Origin of the sequence: Komagataeibacter europaeus LMG 18890, from assembly GCF_000285295.1 — a bacterium.
Taxonomy (GTDB): Bacteria; Pseudomonadota; Alphaproteobacteria; order Acetobacterales; family Acetobacteraceae; genus Komagataeibacter; species Komagataeibacter europaeus.
Map to the genome: position 1 here is coordinate 1 of NZ_CADP01000136.1, position 6,375 is coordinate 6,375.

Annotated in this window: 3 protein-coding genes and 1 pseudogene; 2 read left to right on the forward strand and 2 right to left on the reverse strand. The window is 55.3% G+C overall.

Annotated features, from left to right (window positions below):
- The coding region (locus GEU01_RS23335; protein WP_019087306.1) for a beta strand repeat-containing protein at positions 1-2,812 on the reverse strand (2,812 nt) is incomplete at its 3' end.
- Between the two features lie 552 nt (positions 2,813-3,364).
- Between GEU01_RS23335 and GEU01_RS25955 the strand changes: the two genes are divergently transcribed.
- Both GEU01_RS25955 and GEU01_RS27070 read left to right on the forward strand, forming a co-directional pair.
- Positions 3,365-3,703: a hypothetical protein gene (locus GEU01_RS25955; RefSeq protein WP_157212891.1), complete on the forward strand. Its 339-nt coding sequence runs from the start codon at positions 3,365-3,367 to the stop codon at positions 3,701-3,703.
- A gap of 170 nt (positions 3,704-3,873) precedes the next feature.
- Positions 3,874-4,059 (forward strand): annotated as a pseudogene (locus GEU01_RS27070) (IS3 family transposase); the annotation flags it as partial.
- A 99-nt stretch (positions 4,060-4,158) separates the two neighbouring features.
- On the opposite strand, the gene GEU01_RS18835 reads toward GEU01_RS27070, so the two are convergent.
- The gene (locus tag GEU01_RS18835) at positions 4,159-6,081 is read right to left on the reverse strand and encodes an HAD-IIIC family phosphatase (protein ID WP_232272624.1); all 1,923 of its coding nucleotides are present in this window, start codon (positions 6,079-6,081) and stop codon (positions 4,159-4,161) included.
- Between the last annotated feature and the right edge of the window lie 294 nt (positions 6,082-6,375).

Consider the following 6,375-nt stretch of genomic DNA (forward strand, 5'->3'; position numbering starts at 1 on the left):
TGGCGCCCACCGTGCCGCCATTGACGTCCATCGTCCCGGTGTTGCCAACCGTACCAGCGACCGTGCCCGTCACGTTCAGGTTGCCCGCATTGCTGGCGTCCCCGGCAATCGATCCCGTCACATCCAGCGTCCCGGCGGATGCCACTGTCGTCACACCATTATAGGTATTGGCCCCCGACAGCGTTTCCGTGCCGCCAGCGACCGTCAGGCCGCCATTACCCGACAACGCGCCGGAATAGGTATCCGCCGCATTCGTCAGCGTCAGCGTCCCGTCCAGCGCGGCATTGCCGCTACCCGACAGCGAGGCCGCCGACGCGCCGTTCGTCGTCACGTCGAGGCTGGTTCCGTTGCTGGCCAGCGTGCCGCCAACGGTGTCGCCATCCAATGTCAGCGCGCCGCCCGCGGCGTTGGTGACGTCGCCCGTCACCGTATTGCCCGCACCCAGCGTCAGCGTGCCGGCATTGGTGACGCTGCCGATCGTCCCGCCGGTCGCCGTCGCCGTGCCGGCTGCCTCGTTCGTCAGCGCGCCCGTCACGGTGCTGTCCGTCAGGGTCGCGGTCCCGGTATTGTCCAGCGACGCCAGCGTGCCGTTTTCCGCCGTGACCGTGCCGCTGTTCGTCGTGGCGCCCACCGTACCGCCATTGACGTCCATCGTCCCGGTGTTGCCGACCGTGCCGTCAACCGTGCCCGTCACGTTCAGATTGCCCGCATTGCTGGCATCCCCGGCAATCGATCCCGTCACATCCAGGGTGCCGGCGGGCCCCACCGTGGCCGTGCCGGTATAGCCGGTGCTCTGCCCCGACAGGGTTTCCGTCCCGCCAGCCACCGTCAGGCCGCCCGCACCTGACAGCGCGCCGGAATAGGTATCCGCCGCATTCGTCAGCGTCAGCGTCCCGTCCAGCGCGGCATTGCCGCTGCCCGACAGCGAGCCGGCCGACGCGCCGTTCGTCGTCACGTCGAGGCTGCTTCCGTTGCTGGCCAGCGTCCCGCCAACGGTGTCGCCATCCAGTGTCAGCGCGCCGCCCGCAGTGTTCGTGACATCACCCGTCACCGTATTGCCCGCGCCCAGCGTCAGCGTGCCGGCATTGGTGACGCTGCCGATCGTCCCGCCGGTCGCCGTTGCCGTGCCGCCTGTCCCGTTGTTCAGCGCGCCCGTCACGGTGCTGTCCGTCAGGGTCGCGGTCCCGGTGTTGTCCAGCGAGGCCAGCGTGCCGTTTTCCGCCGTGACCGTGCCGCTGTTCGTCGTGGCGCCCACCGTGCCGCCATTGACGTCCATCGTCCCGGTGTTGCCGACCGTACCGGCGACCGTGCCCGTCACGTTCAGTTTGCCCGCGTTGGAGGCATCGCCCGCAACCGATCCCGTCACGTCGAGCGTCCCGGCGGAACCCACCGTGGTCAGGCCGGCATAGGTGTTCTGCCCCGACAGGATTTCCGTCCCGCCAGCCACCGTCAGGCCGCCGCCCGTACCCGACATGTCGCCGCCATAGGTACCGCTGGCGTTGGACAGCGTCAGGGTCTCGCCCCCCAGGGAGACGCCACCCGTGCCGGAAAGGGTCTGGACCGACGTGCCGGATTTCGTGCCGCTGATATCGAACGTCCCGCCCGAATTGACAGTGACACCACTGGAATCTGCAATGCTGCCGTTGCCGGTCAGGGCAAGGGTGCCTGCATCAATCGTCGTCGCCCCGGTATAGGACTGTGCCGTGTCGAGGGTCGTCGCGCCGTCACCTTCCTGCGTGACGGTGCCATTGCCGCTGATGGCCAGGCCTGTCATCGTGGTACTGGCGCTGTTGTCAAAGACAACGCTTCCGTTATTCGTTACCGCGCCGGTCAGGCTGCCCGCCGTTGTTGCGCCATCCGCCTCATCACCGATTTTCAGCGTTCCGGCGGAATCAACTGTCATGGTTCCTGAAAACTTACTGTTGTCCGCCGTCAGGGCCAGAGTGCCACCCTGCACATCAACCGCGACCGCTTCTGCGCCCCCTTTGCTATTAAGCAGTTCCGAATTGATGGATTTGTCGGCTTCCCATGTGCTTGTCCCGGTCTTGTCCAGGGTGGAAAAACCGTCGACCACACCCTGAAGGGACGAAGACATAACGCCGGTTGAAGAAGAATCGCCGCCAAGAATAACCGTATTGGTGGCCGCAACGCCATCTGCATGCACGCTGCCGGTAATCGTGGAACCCGGATCAACCGTAAGGTTGGTGACGCCCTTGTTGAGGACTATCTCCCCCTCGATCGTGGCACCTGATTCATTGGTAATATTGAATGTCTCGCCACCACCTTCACCAATCGCAACGGTGCTGGCGTTTCCATTCGGATTGGCTGTTGTATTATCGGCCAGATACCCTGCAATGGTACCGTTGTTGATTATTGTTGCGGTAGTCGTCGCCGTGCCAATATTGGCTTTCTCATCATCAAAATACATTGCATCGGCATTTTGCGATTCAATGGTACCATTATTGATAATGGTATTGCCTTCACCGGTAAGGTTGATGGCCTCTGCCGTTTTCTGAACACCCGTGGATAGAACCTGACCACCGGAATCAACAGTAATTGTTGTCCCGTTTTCCCCTTCTATCGTGTCGGTACTATTCAATCCTGGAATAGTACCTCCCTTGCCGACTATATTGTCCGACTGGGTCTCGACCGTTCCGGCCACCTCGACCGTGGAATTCGTGCCGACGACAATCGCATCATTTTCAAGCGTCGCGGGGTTGGTTACCGCATCACTGGTTGTTGAAATGACGGCGTCCTGTCCAACCGTAACGGACAGCCCGTTGGTAATACTTCCCACCGTGGTGGTACTCACAACGGTAGAGCCCTGTGTTCCACCTGGTGCCGTGCAGGAAATGGAACCTCCAGTGGAACTGGTGACGCACTGGGCCGACGCCGCGACCGGAAAGCCCAGGACAAGGATCAGGGTCGATACAGGCCGAACCGCCCACCTGTCCCCCCGCAGTACAAGGTTACGCCGCATTCTGGTGAACAGGTTACGCCATGACGTTATATTGGTCAGAGCAGTACAATATTCGAGCGAGCGCAGGGTCGTAAAATCCTGCCATTCGGAACACTTCTCAACAGAAACCGGACTGGAAGTAGAATTTGTCCGTACTTTTGTCGTTTTCTTATTAAAGAAGGACCGTATCAGCATTGAGAAACATTCCGTTCTACAAACATGACTTTTGATATACGTCATCTGCCGGAATGTATGTGATCGGATGTAAACACTGTCAATATATATTTATTTCTGATATATCATATCCAATAACCTGATTATTTGTGAATATACCAGTAGTCGTGATCACTGGACTTGCACAAAGTTCTATCCGGAAGGTTCTTTCCCGAATAGACCATTACGGTCATGTCTCGCAAAAATTCATGTAATAACAAAGGTTTTGAAGCACACGCCCATGTCGTGACACAGGAGAAGTTGCCTGATCTGCTTAGGTCTGTTCCCAACGGCATGAAGGTTTCACATTCCCTGTTACAGGGATATATCTATATCCGTATGAATATATACCGAACGGAACAGGTATTATTTCTTTTCATGTCAAAAGCAGATAGTTGCAAAAATGATGCAGCCATGGGGCCAATCATGGCAATCCTGCTGCTTGTGGCGCAGCAGCAGCATCAACATGACATGCTGCACGGACGCCGACCCGGTCGGACAGTAATCCGCCATTCACGTAACCCAGGGTGAATTTGCCAACACCAAGACCCGCGGCAACGCACGTGCGTGACAACGCACGGCTTGATGCAATCCCCACGGCATCGAGTTTACAGCATTCCATATGCTTTATTGCCCCGTCGGCCTGCTGATACGAGCTTGAAACGCTCAGATGACCGGTACAAAACCGTTATAGGTCCAGCCAGAGGTCACGCCCGACGGTGCCATATCCGGAACATAGGAAATATCCGTATCTGCAGTGGGATCTGCCCATCGACCGATCCAGTCAGGTCTGATGTTTCGATAGCGCCTACATCCCTATGCGATAGGGTTTTCTCTATCTTGTGGCGATCATGGACCGGTTCACATGCAAGGCCTGCCTGTACAGGCCCCGTGCCCCCGGTCCGTCATTGAGAACTTTTTTCCAGCAACCGTGCATATCTAAAGAAGATGCGGCATGCGGTCCTGATCCTTATGCGCACGCCGCATTACCACGTCACTTTGTTATCATTGGTAATTTCTGGCGGCCTTGGCGGCGCCGCACTGGTCAGGAAGCCATCCGCTTCCTTGGTAAAGCCACACTTTTCGAGATAGTTCTCACAATAGAAATTGCGCCCGGTTGATATGAAGTGTCCGGTTACAGTGGGATATTCCTTCAGGATATGCTGGGCCAGCACATGCATGGATGCATATTCCGAACACAGGCCAAACACACGGCATGACAGGATGGACTGAATAATCCTGTTTTCCTGTACAAGATGCAAGCCGATCAGGCCATTATCCGTTTCCTTGTCTTGCAGGAACACACAGAATATGTATCCACCCCGCGCAAACAGCGTCTTGATGGCGTCCAGCGACCAGCGCTGCCCTGTGGTGTTGAACTGGTTGGTCTTATTCAGCAGTTCAAATGCGCGCGCAAAATTCCGGTCATTTTCAGAACGTACCACAGCATAACGCTGTTTGATCTGAAGGGAACGGAGCCATTCCTCGCGGCTCATTTTCTGCCGGACCTGATCACGATTGATCTTGGCGCGCAGGCTTTGCGTGCGTTGCTGGGATTCCGTGCTGATCCGGGGCACCTGCGTGCTGGGCGAAAACAGGATCGCACGCCGCCAGTCCATGTGTTCTTCGCTCAGGAACCGCAGATCAGGGATAACGGACCGAACTTCATCAATCTCACGCGGATTGTCATCCACGAACAGGACATTGGCCGGCAGGAGATTCACCTCGTCCAGTATTTCAAGGATATTTTCGGATTTGGGTTGGAAATTGATCTTGACCGATACAAAGTCATCCAGCCTGAGGCGCCCACCCCACACGCGCTCGAACTCGGCACGGGCCAGTTCGGGATCGTTCTTGCTGCATATGGCCAGCAACCCACCCCTGGCCTTGTACACAAGCAGTGCTTCCGCTAAACCTGTTGGCCAGTAATCGGTCCGTTCATAAGGCGAGCGGTCGCCATCCGCGAGTACGCCACGCCACATGGTGTCATCAAGATCCACAATGATGAGCTTGATGGGAGCCGCCGCGTTTATAATGGCAAGATTGTCGCGAATGGCGTTAAACACGCAATGCCCATAAACAGAGGGCTGGCCATCCACGTCATATATATGGGAAAGAGGCGTACTCTTGCGGATACGCTTGGTATCATCCTCGAACGTTGTATCGAATATATTCGATGCATGGGAAAGTTCCCGCGCATAATCATCCTGTATGCGGAAACGTCCCATTGAATTAAGAATATTGTTTACATCCAGAAGGTACGTATTCGGATAGGCACGGATGATCCGTTCCATCTCAGCATTGAGCCGCATCACAAAATACTGCGGATTTGACAGATCAAAATGGGGAAAGAGCGACCCCATGAAATTCTGCCGTGGTTCCCAGAACGACAGGAAGAACGTCGGCTTGCCACCAAGCAGCTCAGAAATGGAATCCACAAAATCGGAAATATATTCAACACAATATTTCAGATAATTTTCGTGGTCACTTTCACTTTTCAGGCGTGGCCAGAATATTTCGTTTTGAAAACCATCAAAAGGCACAGCCCCCTCAGCCATGACCGAGCGAAGCGGAAGACCAATGACATTCACTTCTGCTTTTTCGTGATTTACTTCCGACAATGGCGGAGAAAAATGGCTCTGCCGACTTTCATCAACGCACATTGCCACATGGATCACATGATGCCCGTGATTGATCGCATAATTGATTATGGGCAAAAGGGCACAGGGCCCAAAAAATGCGACATTAAGCTTTTTGTCTGCTCCGGTTTCAGTTGAAGGTTCAAGTCTGTGGAAAGCAAACCCCTTCAGTCCATTGGAAGATACCCGCGCAAGCTTATAATGTTGATATTTAATTTCTTTTTTGATGTTGATTATGAATTTTAATTTCTTGCGCAACTTTTTGAACATGGAGGGACGCCCCGAAATTATAATCTTAATTTTCAAATATATGGTTACAAAAAAAAGATCATGATGCCAATGGTTGCAGAGATTCTTTTGCGGCCTGGACACCTATATTTTCATTGCAGGACCAGTCAGACAACAAAGAGTGATAGACCCGGTCGATGTCATGCCGCCATTCTGACGGCGCGGCTTCCGGGCCTCTGGTCGGGAGCCTTTGATTGAGACGGTTCGCCCGCACGGCAAGACACGATCTCATACCAACCATTGTTTGGTCTGACTCACGGGGTACCCATCGGGTTA

Bases quoted from the DNA above. Each gene is read 5' to 3' on its own strand.
- GEU01_RS25955 (WP_157212891.1), top strand. From the start codon at position 3,365: ATGTCTCGCAAAAATTCATGTAATAACAAAGGTTTTGAAGCACACGCC.
- GEU01_RS18835 (WP_232272624.1), bottom strand. From the start codon at position 6,081: ATGTTCAAAAAGTTGCGCAAGAAATTAAAATTCATAATCAACATCAAA.